This is a genomic window from Hymenobacter nivis (assembly GCF_003149515.1).
Taxonomy (GTDB): Bacteria; Bacteroidota; Bacteroidia; order Cytophagales; family Hymenobacteraceae; genus Hymenobacter; species Hymenobacter nivis.
Genome location: NZ_CP029145.1, coordinates 4,389,020 through 4,405,629, shown reverse-complemented (window position 1 = coordinate 4,405,629; position 16,610 = coordinate 4,389,020). Strand labels below are relative to the sequence as shown.

Genomic DNA, 16,610 nt, shown 5'->3' with positions numbered 1-16,610 from the left:
ATGGCCCGGCAGCCAACCAGCCACCGGACCATTCTTTCATTGACCCATTTACCTAAAAGAAGCCCAGCTTTTGCTTGCTGTAGCTGATGAGCATGTTCTTGGTTTGGCGGTAGTGACCGAGCATCATCTTGTGGTTTTCGCGGCCGAAGCCCGAGGCTTTGTAGCCGCCGAAGGGGGCCCCGGCCGGGTAGTCGTGGTAGCAGTTCACCCACACGCGGCCGGCCTGGATGGCGCGGGGCATCTGGTACAGCTCGTGGGCGTCACGGCTCCAGAGGCCGGCGCCGAGGCCATAGAGCGTGTCGTTGGCAATGGCCAGCGCCTCCTCGTTGTCCTTAAAGGTCGTCACCGATAGCACCGGGCCGAAGATTTCCTCCTGGAAAATCCGCATTTTGTTGTGGCCCCGGAAAATGGTGGGCTGGATGTAGTAGCCCTCGGCCAGGGCCCCATCCTCCTGCTGGTAAGCCTCGCCGCCCACCAGCACCTCGGCTCCTTCGGCCTTGCCAATTTCGAGGTAGCTCAGGATTTTCTCGAACTGGTCGTTACTGGCCTGGGCCCCCATCATGGTGTCGGTGTCCATCGGGTTGCCGAGCTTGATGGCCTTCACCCGCTCAATAACACGGGCAATGAACTCGTCATAAATGTCTTCGTGCACCAGCAGGCGCGAGGGGCAGGTGCAGATTTCACCTTGGTTCAAAGCAAACATCACGGCGCCCTCGATGCACTTATCAAGGAAATCGTCGTCGTGGTCCATCACGCTCTTGCAGAAGATGTTGGGCGACTTACCACCCAGCTCCATAGTCACGGGGATGATGTTTTCGGCGGCGTATTGCAGGATGAGACGGCCGGTGGTCGTCTCGCCCGTGAACGACACTTTTTGCACGCGCTTGTTGCTGGCCAGCGGCTTGCCGGCTTCCAGGCCGAAGCCGTTCACCACGTTGATCACGCCGGCGGGCACCACGTCCTGGATCAGCTCCATGAGGATCATGATGCTGGCGGGCGTTTGCTCGGCGGGCTTCATCACCACGCAGCAGCCGGCGGCAATGGCCGGGGCCAGCTTCCAGGTGGCCATCAGCAGCGGGAAGTTCCAGGGAATGATCTGGCCGACCACGCCCAGCGGCTCCTGAATCACGAGCGACAAAGTGTTCTCGTTCAGCTCCGTGGCCGAGCCTTCTTCGGCCCGAATCACGCCCGCGAAATAGCGAAAGTGGTCGATGCACAGCGGCAGGTCGGCCGCCATCGTTTCGCGGATGGCCTTGCCGTTTTCCACCGTTTCCACGGCGGCCAGGTACGGCAGATTGGCTTCCATGATGTCGGCAATTTTCAGCAGCACGCCGCTGCGCACGGCCGCCGAGGCCTTGCCCCAGGTTTTGAAGGCGTCGTGGGCCGCGTCGAGGGCCAGCTCAATGTCTTCCTTGGTGCTGCGGGCCACCTTGCAGAAGGCCTTGCCGTCGATGGGCGACGGGTTATCAAAATACTGGCCCTTGACGGGGGCCACCCATTTGCCCCCGATGAAGTTGTCGTAGTGGGACTTGAATTGGGGACGGGCCACCACAGTGGTGGATTTTTCGAGCACTTCGGCCATAACGGAGGAATTAATTGGTTGAGGTTGGCGAATGGCCAAAGATCTTGTATTAGTAGAACAACCGTTTGCGTTATCGTCGCAGAAAGTGCTGGGATTGTCGCAACTTGCACCTGCCGGGCGGCGCTTCATGGTCTTCGTCATTCGTTTTGCTTATGAATCCTCGCGTCCATTTGCCCGCCGCCGTGGCCCCGCTGCCACCGCACCAGCTGCAGAGCCTAGTGGAAAACCGCACCGTTTTCGCCCTGGATTCTTACGAGCTGAACATCTTCGAAACCCACCAAAAGGCTTACCGCGTGGCCCTGCGCCTCGACGGCCTGGCCCTGACGACCATGCTGCGCGGCAAAAAGGTAATGCACCTGCCCGGCCGCCCTGCCTTCGATTACTTCCCCGGCGAGTCGGTGGTGGTGGGCGAAGACGAGCGGATGGAGATTGACTTCCCCGAGGCCTGCGCCTGCCAACCCACCCAATGCCTGGCCGTGGCCATCGCCCCGGATACCATCCGCCATACCGTGGAGCTGCTGAATGAGCGCTACCCGCGCGCTGAGGCCCACACGCCCTGGGCCCTAGGGGCCCCCGAGCACGCCCACCTCACCAACACCCCCGAGCTGACCGGCACCCTGGAGCGCCTCGTGGCCGTGTCGCGCACTACCGACGCGGCCAAGGATGTGCTGGCCAGCTTCACTTTGCAGGAGCTGCTGGTGCGCCTGATGCAAACCCAGGCCCGCGCGCTCATTTTCCACGACTACGCCCGGCACCTCACCACCCACCGCTTCGCCGCCGTAGTGGACTACATCAAGCGCCACCTGACCGAAAACCTGTCGGTGGACAAGCTCAGCGCCCTGGCCTGCATGAGCAAGGCCAACTTCTTCCGGGTGTTCAAGCGCGAGTTCGGCCTAACCCCCATCGAGTACATCATCCGCGAGCGACTAGCCGAGGCCAAGCACCTGCTGCGCCAGCCCCTGGCCAACGTGACCGATGTGTGCCTGCGCGCCGGCTTTAACAACCTGTCGCACTTCCAGGCCCTATTCAAAAAGCACGAGGGCCTGACCCCAGGGGCCTATAGGAAGCTGACGGTATGAATCTTGGGCTCCCAGGCTAACGGTTGCTAAGAGTACAGCTGGAAATTTAAAAGAACGTCATGCTGAGCGCAGCCGAAGCATCTCTACCGCGGCAGTAAACCAACAATTACTGCCGCGGTAAAGATGCTTCGGCTGCGCTCAGCATGACGTTTTAAAAGCACTCTTTAGATTCCAAACGTGCTTTAATTCCCCCCGGAGCCCCTAAATCAATTACCCACCTCACCTTGGGCCAGTATTTTCATGCGGCACATGAAGGTGCTGGCTGTGATGTAGGGCGCGTGGCCGTCGTCGCCCCAGGCGCAGTTGGCGGCCGTTGCGCCGGGGTCGAAGGCACTGGCCGTAGAGTGGTTTCCAAGTTAGCTACCGGAACCCCACGGGACCCCTGCGGGGCAGCGATTCAGGTACCCCGAACGCAAAACCTATCCAGTGCGAAGTGAAGGCCATGGCCGCCGTGATTACCACGCTGCACAATACTGGTTGCAGCAACATTTTACAGCGGGCCCCTGCGTCCGCCTTCTACCACTTTACATTAGCAACCAATATTACACCGCGTAGCCACACCTTCTAATACTTGCTCCTTCCTTATGAAAACAAACCTACGGTACTGCTGGCTGCTTGGGCTGTGCTACGCACTGGCCCTGCTCAATGGCTGCGGCAAAAAGAACCAGGACCCCACACCGACGACCGGCATTGCGGGCACGGTCACCGTCATCGACCAAAACAGCAAGGCCCAGCCTAAGGAAGGCGTGACGGTTACGGTACTGAATACAAACCCCTTACTTACGGCCACAACGAACGACGCCGGCGAATTTATTATTGGCGCAGTGCCGGCCGGCACCTATAGCCTCGTGTTCACCAAGCCCGGCCTGAGCACGTTTCTGCTCCGCAGCGTAGCCCATCCGCAGGTTGAGGTAATTACCCGGCTACCCGAAACCTACTCGCTCGTTCAGGAGCCCACCATTCGGGCCACTGGCCTCCAGGCCACCAGCATAATGGCCACCACTGGAGGAGGCGGAACCGTACCAGCCATTAATTTCCGAACTACCCTCACCACCCTGCTACCGGACTTCAACCACGACTACGTGCTGTACTTTGGTACGACGCCCGACGTGAGCTACCTGACGGCCACCAGTTCCATCCACATTTTTACCGGCGGTTCACAAGCCATGGCCGTGAGTGCTTCTACCTGGACGATGAGCCGCGCCAACCTACTGGGTCGTGGCTTTAGCGCCGCCAGCGGCACCACCGCCTACGCCGTAGCGTACGGCACGGGCCAGGGCAGCTTCTACAACGACTTGGTTACGGGCCTCCAGCTCACCTGGTTCAACCCCAACCTAACGCCTTCGCCCGTCGTCAGCTTCACGATGCCGTAGGCACGGAAGGCGCCGGCTCAGCATAAGCAATGCTTACCACCTCCACCACTTCCGGCGGGGGCCCCAGCGGCAGCATGGCTTTCTTGCCCAGCTTCACGCCAATAATGGCGCGGGCAATGGGCGCCACGAAGCCCACTTTGCCCGCCGCCACATCGGCTTCGTCGACGCCCACGATAGTGAAGGTGCGCTCGAAGCCTACTTTGCCGCCGCTTACGGTGCGCAGCCGCACAGTGGCTCCGAAGCGCACTTCCTTGGTCGGTTGCCCTTGCAGGTCAATCACCTTGGCGCTGGTGATGCGCTCGGCCAGCAGCGCCAAGCGGCCGTTTAGCAGCGAGAGGCGGTGGGTGCGGTCGGTATCGTTGTCGTGGTTGGCCGCGGCGACCGTGTGCTCGGCTTCGAGGGCCGTGTGCTCGGCGCGCAGTTGCGCCAGGCCCTGGGGCGTGACGTAGTTGGGTGTGCCCGGCGGCAGGGCGGCGCGGGGCGGCACGATGGGCGCGGCCTGTACGTCGTCTTCTTTGGTGAATGCGCGGCTCATCAGGGTTGAACGCAATGGCCGGGGCGGGGTTGCCGGCAACCATTACAAGGGCCCTAGGGTTAAGAACCTCTGTCCGACTCGCGCCGCTTATTCCTTGCTTACCGTTACTATGAAATCATCTCCGGTGGCTCCAACGCCACTTACTGCCAAATCCGCCGCTCCCCGCCTCGACAACGCGCTGGTTTGGCTAATGGCCCTCACTTGCGGCTTGGTGGTGGCCAACATTTACTACAACCAGCCACTACTGGCCGCCATCGGCCGCACGTTCGGCATCTCCGACAGCCAGGCTAGCCTCGTGGCCACGGCTACCCAGATAGGCTACACGCTGGGCATCTTGCTGGTGGTGCCGCTCGGCGATATGCTGGAGCGCAAGCGCCTGATTCTGTTGATGCTGCTGGGCGCAGCCGGCTGCCTGGGCCTGGTGGCAGGGGCCCCCAGCTTCGGGGTGCTGGCCGGGGCCAGTGTGCTGGTAGGCATCTGCTCGGCGGTGCCGCAGCTGCTACTACCCATGGCCGCCCACCTGGCCCCCGAGGAAAGCCGCGGCCGCATCGTGGGCCGCATCATGAGCGGCTTGCTCATCGGCATTTTGCTCTCGCGCACCGCCAGCGGCTACGTAGGGGCCCACTTCGGCTGGCGCGTGGTTTTTGAAGGCGCGGCGGTGCTCATGGTGGCCCTCACGGCCCTGCTGGCCTGGCGCCTGCCCACCGACCGCCCCCACTTTGCGGGCACCTACGGCTCGCTCATGCGCTCGTTGATTACGCTGGCGCGCGAGTTGCCGGACCTGCGGCGCTCGGCGCTGGTAGGCGGCAGCGTCTTCGCGGCGTTCAGCGTGTTCTGGACGACGCTGGTTTTTTACCTCGGCAGCCCCGCCTATGGCTACGGTAGCGACGTGGCGGGCTTTTTTGGGCTAGTAGGCGCCGCCGGGGCCCTGGCCGCGCCGCTGGCCGGTGGCTTGGCCGACCGGCGCGGGTCAAGCTACGCCATCACGGCGGGGCTGGTGCTGGCGTTGGCTTCGTACCTGCTGCTGGGGATGGGCGGTGGCTACCTGGCCGGGCTGGTGCTGGGTATTCTCCTGCTCGACGTGGGCGTGCAGTCGGTCCACATTTCCAACCAGACGCTCATCTTTTCGCTGCGCCCCGAGGCCCGCAGCCGCCTCAACACGGTGTACATGACGGGCTACTTCACCGGCGGCTCCCTGGGCTCCATCGCCGGCGGCCTGGCCTGGACGCACTTCGGATGGGCCGGCGTGTGCCTAGTAGGCAGCGCCTTCGTAGCGCTGGCGCTGGCGCTGCACCGGTTTTATGAGCGGTAGAATATTATTCTACGCTATGAAAGCTTTTTCTAAATGCTTCAACACTCTGAATGAAGGAAAGAAGTGTTATGAGATTTATCCCAGCATAGAACCAGAATGGTAATGGGCGTTGCAAAATAGGAATTACTACATAGTCAGGATTAGAAGCAGGATATACAACATCTAGAGCGAATTTCAGGTTACTGTACGTGGTATCCACAATGGTCAAACCAGTTTCTAGCATCCTGCTCACTTATCCATTCAGTGGCCGTCTGGATAACGCCTTCCAGCGCTTCTCGGGTGCGGGCCTGGGCCCTGCGCAGCCAGGTTTTGAGCTTGCTGAAGGCCAACTCAATGGGATTGAAGTCAGGCGAGTAAGGGGGTAAGTAAAGCAGGCGGGCTCCGCGGGCTTCTACGAGTTGGGCCAGTCCAGCGACTTTATGGGCCGGCAGGTTGTCGAGCACGACCACGTCGCCGGGCACCAGGGTGGGGCCGAGCACCTGGTCGAGATAGGCGGCAAACACGTCCCCGTTGACGGCCCCGCTCAGGGTCATGGCCGCTTGCAGGCCGGTGGGCGTCAGGGCAGCTACGAGCGTCACGTTCGGCCCCCCGTGCAGGGGCGTGGCCTGGTGGGCGCGCTGCCCGCCTTCGGCCCGGGCGTAGCGGCGGCAATAGGTCAGGTTGGTACTGGTCTCGTCCACGAACTTCAAACAGGTGAAATCTGCGGCTTGCACCGCTTCGACAAAGGCCCGGCGCAGGGCTACGACCCGCTGGGTGTCGCGCTCAGCGGCGTGAACGCTCTTTTTTTTCGCCGCCAATCCAGCGCCTGCACGGCTCGCCACAAGGTCGATTGGCTCACGGCCGGACCACCAATGGCGGCCAGCCAGGTGCACAATTCGGCCAGCGTGGCATCGGGCTCCTGGCGCAGGCAGGCCCGCAATTCGTTCCGGGCGGCCGCGTCCAGTTCCGGCGCTGGACCAGGATGCGGGGGCAGTGCCGCCACCGAGCCCGTAGTGCGCTGGCGGTGCAGCAGCTTTTCCACAAACGACACCGAGACGCTGAACTGGGCGGCCACGGCTGGCATGGTGCGGCCGGGCTGCGCACTAGCGGCCGCCACGCGTTCGCGCAAATCAAGAGAATACGCTTTCATAATCAGAAGATACCACCAAACCCGTATACTATTCTGAAATCCGCTCTAGCTTCGTGTACCCTTGTAACCTTTTTGACTCATGAAGTTGGATAGTCCTTTCAAAAAACAACGTTTTATTCTGCAAAGGCACATAAAACTTATACTCTACACTTCTCGAATCAAGCTTTAGAATTGTAGCCTGTGTATATATAGGCTCCCAGAACAAGGCATATTGGGGCCAGAACAGATAAAAGAAGCCAATAACAGCAACCAGCAGCAGGCTCATTCTTACAAGGGCCTCCCCTGGTGTTAGCAACTCAAATATATAAGATTTTGACATATTTTTTATATATTATTAATCATAATACACTTTATGACAGCGCTTTGATACATACCGCCAAACTCTCGCGCCAGTGCGGAATAGCTATTCCAAGCTGCGTTTTGGCTTTAGTCTTGTCCATTACTGAGTAGGCTGGGCGGGTGGCTTTGGTGGGGTATTCGGCGGTGCGGATGGGCACGGTTTTTACCGGCGTGCCGCTTAGCTCGAAGATGGCCGTGGCAAAGTCGTACCACGACGTAACGCCTTCGTTGCTATAGTGGTAGATGCCGTATTGCTGGCTCTGCGATTCGATGATGGTGAGGATGCAGCCGGCCAGGTCGATGGCGTAGCAGGGCGTGCCGGTCTGGTCCCAGATGACGCGCAGCTCGTCGCGGTCCTGGCCCAGGCGCAGCATTGTTTTCACGAAGTTGTTGGCGTATTCGGAGTACAGCCAGCTCGTGCGCAGGATGAAAAACTGGCGCGTGTGGGCCAGAATCACCTGCTCGCCTTCGAGCTTGGTGAGGCCGTAGACGCTGATAGGCTCGGCGGCGTCGGTTTCCACCAGAGGCGTGTTGCCGGTGCCGGCAAACACAAAGTCGGTCGAAATCTGGATGAGCGTAGTGCCGTGCTCGCCGCACAAGCGGGCCAGGTTTTCCACCCCGTCGCGGTTGATTTTGCGGGCCAGGTCCAGCTCGTCCTCGGCCTTGTCCACGGCCGTGTAGGCGGCGCAGTTGATGCAATAGGCCGGCTTGTGCTCCGCAAACAGCGCTTGCAGTCCGCTCACGTCCAGGATGTTGGCCTGCGCCTCGGGCGGAAAAACGATGCCCGGGATGTTCCGCTCCTGCGCCACGTGCGCCAGGCACTGCCCCAATTGCCCGGAGGCGCCAAAAACCAAAATGCTGCTCATCAAATCGAATGTGAAAAAATGTAGTAATGTGGAAAATGTGCACCAAACCGAAGTACGGATAGCCTTTGCCATCCTCACACCAATGCACAAAGTAACCGCGCCCGCGCCTTACTCCGCGCCCAGCAGTGGGGGCCCCGGCTGGGGCGGGCGCTTGTTTTGGATGGGCTGGAAGGGCTGGGCGCGCGGCTGCTTCTCGCTCAGGTACTTCCAGTAGCGCAGGGGCATGTGGCGGCGGTGCAGCTTCAGGTTGCGGCGCTCAGGGATGTTCACGTGGTCGAAATACGCCTGCCAGAGTACCTGGAACAGCGGCTCGCGCTCGTCGAGCACGGTGGCGGCCACGTCGGTGGCGCGCGCCGGGGCCCCAGTTTCCTCGAATTGTACGATGTCGGTGCGCGTCAAATCATAATACAAGCCGTAGCGGCGGCGGCGGTCGTAAATCAGCCAGCGCTGGTCGGCGTAGCGCTTGGTGAAATGCGGGGCGATGAGCGGCAGCACGTCGTAGTCGGGCTCGATGTTGGCGTGGAACAGGCCATCGCTGGTTTTCTCAAACCGCACAAAGGCCTCCATGCGGTGCTTTTCGCGGAACATTTGCTGGGCCAGGCGCTGCACCCGGCGCACGGTGGCGTCGGTGTAGTTCTCCGAGATGTCGGCCGCAGTGCGCAAGGCCAGGTCCACGTACCTGAAAATCAGCATCTCCCGCTCCGCATCTTCGCTCAGGAACACGTGGTAGAGGCGGGCGCGGGCCTCGGCAGTCATGGCGCGCAGCAGGCCGTCCCACACGCGGGTGGCCTGGGTTTCGTCGGTGGCGCGGTGCGCGGGCTGGGCAAACAGGCCCGTTTGGGCGGTGGCTTCGGGCTGGATGGAGTTGGGCGCAGCGCGCCAGTCGTACACCGTGAAGAGCACTGTGAGCAGGCCCTCGAACGTGCCGTCGTAGGTGTAGTCGCGCGGGGCGGCGGTGAGGGCGGGGGCCCCCACGGGCCGGGCCGCGGCGGGGCCCACGGCTGCCGGCCGGCGCAAAGACGGGAACTTGCTCATGCGGGCGTTTCGCGTAAAAATTCAATCAAGAGTTGGTTTACCTGCGCCGCTTCTTCGTGCTGCACCCAGTGGCTGGCCTTGAGGTAGGTCAGCCGCCCATCGTCGCAGTAAGCTAAACTCTCCTGGGCCAGGTTAGCGCTCAAAAATGCATCGTGCCGCCCCCAGATGATGTGCAGCGGCACCGCCACGCGCCCGGTTTGGCCCAGGCGGCGGCCAAACCGGGCGGCGGCCCGGTACCAGTTAATCATGCTGCGCAGGGCCCCCGGCTGAGCCCAGGCGGCTTGGTAAGCCACCAAATCCGCGTCGCTGAACGTGCCAGGGCGGCTGGTGCGCCGCAGGGCCTGGCGCGCCAGCCACGCGCCACGCAGCCGCGCCAGGGTTTCGGGCAGCCACGGCAGTTGGAAGAAGAACACGTACCAACTTTTCAAAAGCTGCCGCGGCTGGCGGCGCAGGGCCCCGACCAGCGCCCGCGGGTGGGGCACGTTCAGCGCCGCGGCGCGGCGGATGCGTTCGGGAAAGTTGGCGGCCAAGTACCAGGTCACGGCCGCGCCCCAGTCGTGGCCTACCACGGCGGCGGTGTCGTGGCCGGCGGCATCGAGCAGGCCTAGCACGTCGGCCGCCAACTCGTTGATGGCGTAGGCGCGCACGGGGCGCGGCTTATCACTCAGGTTATAGCCGCGCTGGTCGGGGGCCCATACGCGGTAGCCGGCGTCGGCCAGGGCCCCCAGTTGCTGCCGCCACGCGTACCAAAACTCGGGGAAGCCGTGCAGGAGTACCACCAGGGGCCCCGCGGCGGGGCCGCACTGCACCACGTGCAGCGTCAGGCCATTAGTGGTCACAAAGTAATGTTCGAGGGGGTAAGCCATACGGGCATACCGCAGGCCGGGGCCCCAGGTTGCTGCTGTAGCGTGGACGCTGCGAGTCTGTGCAGTTGAACGGTCGCTGGATAGTCTGTAGCGCGAACTTTGTAGTCCGCGTTCGCTGCCTGGTTACTGAACGGTCTGTAGCATAGACTTTGTAGTCCGCGGCGCTGCCCGAGCGTCCAACGGTCATCGGCAGGACGAAGCGAAAGCCGCGGAATACAAAGTCCGCGCTACAGCAGCGCCGCTAACCCTTTAAGCAGCCTGCTGGTTTTCCTGTTCCTGGCGCGCTTCGGCCTCGGCGCGGGCCATGCCGTGGAGCTGGCGCACCAGCGGCATCAGCTCGCTGATGTGGCAGCAGCACGAGAGGCGCGGGGCCTTGCCGCTGCCTTCGTAGGCGAAGCGGCGAACGACGTTTTGGCGGTGCGAAACTTTCATAACCAAGGCGTTAAAAGGAGAAACCGAGAAGTTGATTAGCTGGCTTGGGCAAATAAATCGAGCTGCTGCGTGACCAGGGCCGAGCGCACCGAGCCGGCGCCGAACAAGATTTGGCGGCGCACCTGCTGCTCAGTCAGCTCGCCCAGGGCGGTGCGCTGCTCGCCGCGGCAGGTGAGGAAAAACTTGGCCCGCTTCAGCACCACGCCGAAGCTGTGCAGGTGCTCGGTGGTGAGCGGGGCAAAGCGCCGGGCCGCAATAATGCGCTTGGCCGAGCGGGCCCCCACGCCGGGAATGCGCAGAATCATCTCAAAGTCGGCCGTGTTCACGTCGATGGGGAACACGTGGCGGTTGCGCAGGGCCCAGGCCAGCTTGGGGTCGATCTCCAAATCCAGGTGCGGGTGCGCGGGGTCCAGGATTTCGTCGGCCTGGAAGCCGTAAAAGCGCATCAGCCAGTCGGTTTGGTACAGGCGGTGCTCGCGGATGACGGGCGGCTGCGTCACCTGCGGCAGGCGGGCGTCGTCGGTCACGGGCACGTAGCCCGAGTAGTACACGCGCTTCAGGCCGTAGCCCTGGTAGAGCGAGTCGGAGAGCTTGATGATTTGCAGGTCGGTTTCGCCGCTGGCCCCCACAATGAGCTGCGTAGTTTGGCCCGCGGTGGCGAAGGCCGGCACTTTCTTGAACAGCGCCTTTTCCTCCTTATTCTGAATGATGCCGTCCCGAATCTGAGCCATCGGGGTCAAAATCTCCTGGTAGTTTTTCTCCGGCGCCAGCGTTTGCAAGGCCAGCTCCGAAGGCAATTCGATGTTCACGCTCAGGCGGTCGGCGTACAAACCGGCTTCCTGAATAAGCTCCTCGGAGGCCCCAGGGATGGTTTTGACGTGGATGTAACCGTTGAACTGGTGCTCGGTGCGCAGCTTTTTCACGATGCGCACTAGGCGCTCCATCGTGTAGTCGGGGCTGCTGAAAATACCGGAACTCAGAAACAGGCCCTCGATATAGTTGCGGCGGTAGAAGTTGATGGTCAGGTCCACTACTTCATCCACGGTGAAGGCGGCGCGCTTCACGTCGTTCGAGCGGCGCGACACGCAGTAGGCGCAGTCGAAAATGCAATGGTTGGTGAGCAGAATCTTGAGCAGGCTCACGCAGCGGCCGTCCTCGGTGTAGCTGTGGCAGATGCCCATGCCCTCGGCGTTGCCCAGGCCCTTGCCTTCGTTTTTGCGCTTGCCGCCGCTACTGCTGCACGAAGCATCGTACTTTGCGGCATCAGCTAATATGCTTAGTTTTTCCTGAATGCGCTCGTTCATCGGGAATGGCTGCTTTTCGGTGTTAAAAGTACTGCAAATCCCGCTAACGGGCAATGCCTGTTAAGCTAATTTTGTTAGAAAAAGTTTCTTAGTAGGGCTCATTCAATCCGGGGCTCTACTAAAATGAAGCCCCAGCCGTTTCGTATATTGCTTACGGCTGCTCAAGGGCCCCCTATATGTTGTTGCGCTGCGCCGTCTTTCTTTTTTTACTGCTGGGACTGGGCGGCGCGGCGCGGGCGCAGTCGTTCGACCCGCGCTCGGCGGTACCGCCCGACTCGTTGCGCACCGACGCCGCCCTGCGCCGCGAGCAGCCCGATTCGCTACGCCGCGACTTCGACGAGCAGCGCCTGCGCCTGAAGCTGCAAGCCTACACCCGGCGCAAAACCATCGTGGGGCGAGCGGCGGCGGCGGCGCTGCGCCTCACCCGCCCCAAAGAGGAAAACGCGGGCCTCGACGCCGTGCTGCTCGACCGGCAGTTCGACCGCCATACGTTCAAGGTGGTGCGCCGCGTGACGGTGCGACCTAACGATGCGTTTGGCTACAGCCTCACCGACTCGACGCGGCAGCCCCGCTCGCTGCTCGACCGCACCGGCAACTGGGTACACATCCGCACGGCGCCCTCGCGCATCCGGCAGGTGCTGCTGTTCCGGCCGGGCCAGCGGCTGGCCCCCCAGGCCCTAGCCGAATCGGAGCGCCTGCTGCGCCAAACCGACGAAATCCTCGACGCCCGGGTATTGGTAAATGAACGCACCTCCACCGCCGACAGCATTGACATTGTGGTTATTACCACCGATGTGTTCAGCATTACGGGCAACTTCGAGCCTGGCGGGGCCGCCGCGGGCCGCGTGGACTTGGGCGACCAGAACTTCCTGGGCCTGGGCCACCACTTCGACAACACGTACCAGTACGGGCGCAACCTCGACCAGCGCTGGCGCTACAGTGGCGACTACTCGGTGCCGTTCCGGCACTTCTTTCTGGCTCAGGCGCGCTACAACAACGAGTTCCGCGACGAGCACGGCGGCGTATCGTTGCAGCGCGGCTTCTACTCCGTGAACACGCGCTACGCCGGGGCCCTGTCGATGGACTCTTACAATCAGCAAATCACGCTCACGGTGCAGCAACCGGGCGAAATCCTGAGCTACTATAACCTGCGCTACAACCGACAAGACCTGTGGGTGGGCCGGTCGCTGCGCCTGCGCTCCTACGACCTGGGCTACGAAAACCCGGGGCGCCTCATCGTGGCCACCCGCTTCACCCGCACCGATTACACCGTCAGCCCCACCGCCGACTACCGCAACACGAGCCTGGTTTTGGGCACCGTGGGCTACTCGGTGCGGCGGTATTACAAGGACCGCTACCTGTTCGGCTTCGGCCGCACCGAGGACGTGCCCACCGGCACGCTGCTCAGCTTCACGGCCGGCCTCGACGCCAACGCCGTAGTACCGCGCCGCTACTTCGACGTGCGCCTCGCGGCGGCTATTTTCAGCCAGCGCCACGGCTATTTATTTGGCAATCTAGAGTTTGGTACCTTCCAGCGTCTAGCCGACCACCGCGCCTGGGAGCAGGGCCTGCTCAATGCCCAGACCACGTACTTCACCCGCCTCTACCGCCTGGGCAACTACCAGTACCGCCACTTTTTGGGCACCACCACCACGGTGGGCTTCAACCGCCGGCCGGGCGAGCTGCTGCAAGGCATTTCTGACGAGCGGGGCATCCGGGGGTTTTCGCCGTCGGTACCCATCCTGGCCACCAGCCGCTTCGCCTTCAACTACGAAACCACGGTGTTCACGCCGCTCTCGCTGCTGGGCTTCCGGGTGGCCGGCGTGGCCTTTGCCGATGCGGCCTGGGTAGGCGAAAAAGTAGGCGGCGGCACGCCCTTCGGCAACACGCCCTACACGGGCTTCGGCCTGGGCCTGCGCCTGCGCAACGAGTTCACGGCCCTGCGCACCTTCCAGATTTTGCTGGGCTACTACCCGCGCGGCCTCGTATCGGCCAATGGCCTGCACGTGTTCGAAACCGCCCGCGAAACCGTTTCCTTCACCGACTTCGGCATCGGGGCCCCCGGCGTCACCATCTACCAATAGGCCTGGCAACGCTTCCGCCATTGGGGCCCCGGGCGAGCCCTTGCATCGCACGGCGCTGGCAGCATTGCGCAAAAAAAGGGCAAGCCGCCGCTTGCCCTTTCGTGAAGAATTGCCCACAGCTTTTGCTGGGGCAGGGCCAATTCAATTATTGGCCCCAGACCGTACTAAGCTGGCTACCAGCTGCCTACAGTAGATCAGTGCTGCGTGTCGAAGTTGATGGGGATGGTGCAGGCCACGCGCACGGCCTGCCCCTGCTGGCGGGCGGGGGCCCAGTTGGGCATCAGCCACACTAGGCGCAGGGCCTCCTCGTTGAGGCCGCAGCCGGGGCCCCGCACCACGTGGGCGTCGGTCACGCGGCCTTCGCGGTTTAGTACAAACGACACGTACACCCGGCCCGACACGTGCTGCCGCATTGCGGCTTCGGGGTAGCGGATATTTTTGGTGAGGTACATCGTCAGCGCCACGTCGCCGCCAGCAAAAGCGGGGCGGCTGTCGGTATTAACGTAAATGGAGTCGGGCGATACGACGGACGCCGGGGACAGCACGTCGCCGCCGCCGGCGTGCGCGCCGGTCGTCAGAATGCCCTGGGCTTGCACCCGCCCCGCGCCCACCAGCAGCAAGGCTACCAGAAACAGAAATTGCGTAAAAATTTTCATGTTAATAGTATTTTGTAGTGAATAACTTGATCTGATTTAAACCGCCTATGTCCAAATATACAGGGCTTTACGATTAAAAAAGCAAGTGAAATATTAATTTTTTTATTGTCTATTTTGGTCTTAGAAAATTGCACTTGTGACGGCCGTAGCTTTGCAGTTCCGGCGGGCCTCGCCCCCGGCTCTTTTGCTTTTCTTATGAACCTCGGCGATTACAACGACCTCGAAGTGGCCCGCGAAACCAGCGTCGGCCTCTATCTCACTTCCGACGACGGCGACTTGCTGCTGCCCAACAAGTACATCCCCGAGGGCACCCGGGTGGGTGATGTGCTGCGCGTATTCGTGTACCGCGACTCGGAAGACCGCCTGATTGCCACCACCCTGCGGCCGCTGGCGCTGGTCAATTCCTTCGCCGCGCTCACCGTGCGCGACCACGGCCCCGCCGGCTCGTTCCTAGAGTGGGGCCTGGAGAAAGACCTGCTCCTGCCCTTCCCCAACCAGCGCCGCGACCTGCGCGTGGGCGAGCGGGTGTTCGTGTTCGTATATTTGGACGAGGAAAGCGACCGGCTGGTGGCCTCGGCCAAGTGGAAGAAGTTCTTGTCAAACGCGCCCTTCCCCGGGCAGCCCGGCGACGCCGTGCGCCTGATGGTAGCCGACGAAACCGACCTGGGCTACCCCGTCATCGTCGACGGCACGCACCAGGGCCTGCTGTTCCACAACGAGGTATTCCGGCCCCTGCGGCTCGGCGAAACCATTCCGGGCTTCCTGCGCCAGGTGCGGGCCGATGGCAAGCTCGACGTGCGCCTCCAGCGCGAGGGCTACGGCGAGGTCGAAACTGCCGCGGCCACGTTGCTGGCGGCCCTGCGCGCCGCCCCCAGCGGCGCGCTGCCCATCGGCGACAAGAGCGAGGCCGACGACGTGTACCGCCGCGTGGGCATGAGCAAAAAAATCTTCAAAAAAGCCCTGGGGGCCCTCTTCAAGCAAGGCGCCGTGGAGCTGGCCCCGCTCGAAACCCGCCTGCGCACCTGAGTTACAGGTTGCCAGTTTACGGCTACCAGGAAAGCCACAAATCACTGCCTACCAAGCAACTATAAACATTTAGCGACCCATTTGCTTTCGCATAGCTATTTAGCGTAGTACCCGCCCCTGCGCCGGCCAAGGCCAGTGCAGGAGCGGGTGTTGGCACTTGCTTTTCAGGCCGGCCCGGCCGGGGGCCCGGTGGGCTGCTCCGCCGCATGCACGTGGGGCATGGCCAAGCGGCTCAGGGGCTGGCAATCCACGGCCAGTAGGTAATCGGCTCAACTACGGGGCGGCCGTTCCCGGAACCCCAGCGGGGGCGCGCATTGCATTGAGGTCAGTCATCGCCTGCTTTGCCCTACCGGATGCGCGCCACTGCCCTGTGGCGCCGGCGCCTTACGCTCCAACTCGTTGGTGCGGTGTGGCTTGACTGATAACACGCTTGGCGTAGCCGGGGGTTGGCAGCGGCCAGGACCCCGGCTACCGCGCCGGGCAGCGGCAGTGCTTTTGCCCGGTAGCAGCGGCTCAACCCAGGCAGTATACCCAGGGGTTATCACTTGCGCAGCAATTAATTGCATAGTTCTAACGCGCAGTAACCAAACGTGTGGTGAGGCGCTAAAAAGCCACCCGCGGGCCTTTGAAATATTGCGCTTCTTGAGTAGCTTAGGCTCCTCATTTCCTACCCTATGCCTCCACCACTAATCACCCGCAGTACCCTGCTGCTAAGCCCGGCGCACGGCACGCACCTTCACCACAACGACCCCGCGCACCACTACCCCGCCGTGTGCAGCAGCTTGAGCTTTGGCCACCAGCCCATGCTCGTGTGCAAGGCCCACAGCGCCTCGCACGTCGAGTTCGAAGAGGTACTCTTTGAGCTTGGCGAGTGGGTGAGCTGCCCGCAGTGCCGCGCCCACTACCAGGCCGATTTTGCAGCGGCCGCCCTACTGCCCGCGCTGCGCGACGAGGTGGCCCAGCCGCTGCCCCTCCCCCCCGGCTAGGGCAGC

General features: G+C 62.4%; 16 protein-coding genes. 6 read left to right on the top strand and 10 right to left on the bottom strand.

Translation table 11 applies throughout. The features are described 5' to 3' along the window. Positions 1 to 52: 52 nt before the first annotated feature. The gene (locus DDQ68_RS19605; RefSeq protein WP_109657813.1) at positions 53 to 1,582 is read right to left on the bottom strand and encodes an aldehyde dehydrogenase family protein; all 1,530 of its coding nucleotides are present in this window, start codon (positions 1,580 to 1,582) and stop codon (positions 53 to 55) included. Between the two features lie 152 nt (positions 1,583 to 1,734). On the opposite strand from DDQ68_RS19605, the gene DDQ68_RS19600 reads away from it, so the two are divergent. Together DDQ68_RS19600 and DDQ68_RS19595 are read left to right on the top strand one after the other, a co-directional pair. After that, the gene (locus DDQ68_RS19600; RefSeq protein ID WP_109657812.1) at positions 1,735 to 2,661 is read left to right on the top strand and encodes an AraC family transcriptional regulator; all 927 of its coding nucleotides are present in this window, start codon (positions 1,735 to 1,737) and stop codon (positions 2,659 to 2,661) included. Positions 2,662 to 3,245: 584 nt separating this feature from the next. Continuing rightward, complete coding sequence (locus tag DDQ68_RS19595; RefSeq protein ID WP_109657811.1) at positions 3,246 to 4,034, top strand: carboxypeptidase-like regulatory domain-containing protein; 789 nt, start codon at positions 3,246 to 3,248, stop codon at positions 4,032 to 4,034. Here DDQ68_RS19595 and DDQ68_RS19590 read toward each other — a convergent pair. Next, a complete protein-coding gene (locus tag DDQ68_RS19590; protein WP_109657810.1) occupies positions 4,021 to 4,569 on the bottom strand; it encodes a GreA/GreB family elongation factor in 549 nt (182 codons plus the stop codon). The two genes, DDQ68_RS19595 and DDQ68_RS19590, sit on opposite strands and share 14 nt — an antisense overlap. Before the next feature lie 109 nt (positions 4,570 to 4,678). Here DDQ68_RS19590 and DDQ68_RS19585 point away from each other — a divergent pair, with 109 nt between their 5' ends. Then, positions 4,679 to 5,881 carry an MFS transporter gene (locus DDQ68_RS19585; RefSeq protein WP_109657809.1) on the top strand — a complete coding sequence of 401 codons (1,203 nt, stop codon included), beginning with the start codon at positions 4,679 to 4,681 and terminating at the stop codon, positions 5,879 to 5,881. Between the two features lie 179 nt (positions 5,882 to 6,060). Here DDQ68_RS19585 and DDQ68_RS19580 read toward each other — a convergent pair whose 3' ends face one another. The 7 genes from DDQ68_RS19580 to DDQ68_RS19545 all read right to left on the bottom strand — a co-directional run bounded on the left by DDQ68_RS19580 (position 6,061) and on the right by DDQ68_RS19545 (position 11,852). Beyond that, positions 6,061 to 6,702: an IS630 family transposase gene (locus tag DDQ68_RS19580; protein WP_245897119.1), complete on the bottom strand. Its 642-nt coding sequence runs from the start codon at positions 6,700 to 6,702 to the stop codon at positions 6,061 to 6,063. Next, the gene (locus DDQ68_RS19575; protein ID WP_211320143.1) at positions 6,621 to 7,010 is read right to left on the bottom strand and encodes a helix-turn-helix domain-containing protein; all 390 of its coding nucleotides are present in this window, start codon (positions 7,008 to 7,010) and stop codon (positions 6,621 to 6,623) included. Before DDQ68_RS19575 ends, DDQ68_RS19580 begins: the two co-directional genes overlap by 82 nt. Before the next feature lie 350 nt (positions 7,011 to 7,360). Next, positions 7,361 to 8,215 carry a dTDP-4-dehydrorhamnose reductase gene (rfbD, locus tag DDQ68_RS19565; protein WP_109657807.1) on the bottom strand — a complete coding sequence of 285 codons (855 nt, stop codon included), beginning with the start codon at positions 8,213 to 8,215 and terminating at the stop codon, positions 7,361 to 7,363. Between the two features lie 108 nt (positions 8,216 to 8,323). Continuing rightward, positions 8,324 to 9,250: a TIGR03915 family putative DNA repair protein gene (locus DDQ68_RS19560; protein ID WP_109657806.1), complete on the bottom strand. Its 927-nt coding sequence runs from the start codon at positions 9,248 to 9,250 to the stop codon at positions 8,324 to 8,326. Beyond that, positions 9,247 to 10,089, bottom strand: coding sequence for an alpha/beta fold hydrolase (locus DDQ68_RS19555; protein ID WP_245897118.1), 843 nt, complete (start codon positions 10,087 to 10,089; stop codon positions 9,247 to 9,249). Before DDQ68_RS19555 ends, DDQ68_RS19560 begins: the two co-directional genes overlap by 4 nt. A 276-nt stretch (positions 10,090 to 10,365) precedes the next feature. Beyond that, on the bottom strand, positions 10,366 to 10,548 hold the full coding sequence (locus DDQ68_RS19550) for a hypothetical protein (protein ID WP_109657804.1): 183 nt from the start codon (positions 10,546 to 10,548) through the stop codon (positions 10,366 to 10,368). A gap of 35 nt (positions 10,549 to 10,583) precedes the next feature. Beyond that, entirely contained in the window at positions 10,584 to 11,852 is a 1,269-nt protein-coding gene (locus DDQ68_RS19545; RefSeq protein WP_109657803.1) for a putative DNA modification/repair radical SAM protein, read from the bottom strand. A gap of 176 nt (positions 11,853 to 12,028) precedes the next feature. On the opposite strand from DDQ68_RS19545, the gene DDQ68_RS19540 reads away from it, so the two are divergent. Beyond that, positions 12,029 to 13,936 carry a BamA/TamA family outer membrane protein gene (locus tag DDQ68_RS19540; RefSeq protein WP_109657802.1) on the top strand — a complete coding sequence of 636 codons (1,908 nt, stop codon included), beginning with the start codon at positions 12,029 to 12,031 and terminating at the stop codon, positions 13,934 to 13,936. Between the two features lie 194 nt (positions 13,937 to 14,130). On the opposite strand, the gene DDQ68_RS19535 is transcribed toward DDQ68_RS19540, so the two are convergent. Further along, a complete protein-coding gene (locus tag DDQ68_RS19535; RefSeq protein ID WP_109657801.1) occupies positions 14,131 to 14,592 on the bottom strand; it encodes an energy transducer TonB in 462 nt (153 codons plus the stop codon). A 195-nt stretch (positions 14,593 to 14,787) separates the two neighbouring features. Here DDQ68_RS19535 and DDQ68_RS19530 point away from each other — a divergent pair, with 195 nt between their 5' ends. Further along, positions 14,788 to 15,618 carry a CvfB family protein gene (locus DDQ68_RS19530; RefSeq protein WP_109657800.1) on the top strand — a complete coding sequence of 277 codons (831 nt, stop codon included), beginning with the start codon at positions 14,788 to 14,790 and terminating at the stop codon, positions 15,616 to 15,618. Between the two features lie 674 nt (positions 15,619 to 16,292). After that, positions 16,293 to 16,604 carry a hypothetical protein gene (locus DDQ68_RS19525; protein ID WP_109657799.1) on the top strand — a complete coding sequence of 104 codons (312 nt, stop codon included), beginning with the start codon at positions 16,293 to 16,295 and terminating at the stop codon, positions 16,602 to 16,604. Positions 16,605 to 16,610 lie beyond the last annotated feature (6 nt).